Here is a 762-nt window from a genome sequence, read left to right as displayed (position 1 = left end):
TGGCGGAGTTTTTGGTCGGTCAGATGAACCTTGCCATAGCGGTGGGTATATTCATCACATAGGGCGATAAATAGCCGATAAAGCCAGTCATAATGCGACTTTGAGCCACGCACCCACACCGCACATGGGTGGTTTTGGTGGGTACATTTATACAAGACCGCCCGCTCATCATCACCAAGGACGTCATTAGCAAGATGATGAGCAGTACAAAGGAGCTGGGCGTATTCTAATATCATCTTGACCACATGCTTATTACCATGAAAACTGGCACAGCGTATCGGGTCAGGGTCAAGGTAGAAAATGTTCAAAATACCCTACTTGCTGTCAATGACCGCACGGATCTTGCTTGCCAGCGTGGCAAGCTCGTCTTGGTCTGCGATGACGCTCTCGTGCTTGCCCAGCTCATGGATATGCGTTGGGATTAGGTGCATGTGGTAATGAAACACGCTTTGCCCTGCACTCGCGTGGTTAAGTTGCATTTGGACAATGCCTTCCACGCCTAGGGCAGAGCGTTGGGCGGTGATGACTTTTTGGGCGGTTTTGAACACCGCACAAGCATATTCACACGGCAAATCAGACAGCTCCACCGCTTCACATTTTGGGATGACCAGCACATGACCTGTCGCCTGTGGCATGACATCCATAAAAGCAAGGGTTTTATCATCTTCATAAACCTTATGGCACGGGATTTCGCCACGCAGGATTTTGGCGAAAATATTATTGGTGTCGTAGCTCATTTTGTCTCTCCTATTGGGTTGGTTT

Annotated in this window: 2 protein-coding genes; both read right to left on the bottom strand. The window is 49.0% G+C overall.

Annotation, left to right across the window (positions count from 1 at the left end):
- On the bottom strand, positions 1-308 hold a 308-nt coding region (locus GY683_RS08780; RefSeq protein ID WP_297288367.1), incomplete at its 3' end, for a pyrimidine dimer DNA glycosylase/endonuclease V.
- Between the two features lie 6 nt (positions 309-314).
- Positions 315-737 (bottom strand): HIT family protein, encoded by a 423-nt coding sequence (locus GY683_RS08775; protein ID WP_297288366.1) that lies wholly within the window; start codon positions 735-737, stop codon positions 315-317.
- Between the last annotated feature and the right edge of the window lie 25 nt (positions 738-762).

Origin of the sequence: Moraxella sp. (assembly GCF_024227015.1) — a bacterium.
Taxonomy (GTDB): Bacteria; Pseudomonadota; Gammaproteobacteria; order Pseudomonadales; family Moraxellaceae; genus Moraxella.
This window is presented reverse-complemented; position numbering and strand designations above follow the sequence as displayed.

Excerpts from the sequence above, each read along its gene's own strand:
- GY683_RS08775 (WP_297288366.1), bottom strand. The coding sequence starts at position 737 with ATGAGCTACGACACCAATAATATTTTCGCCAAAATCCTGCGTGGCGAA.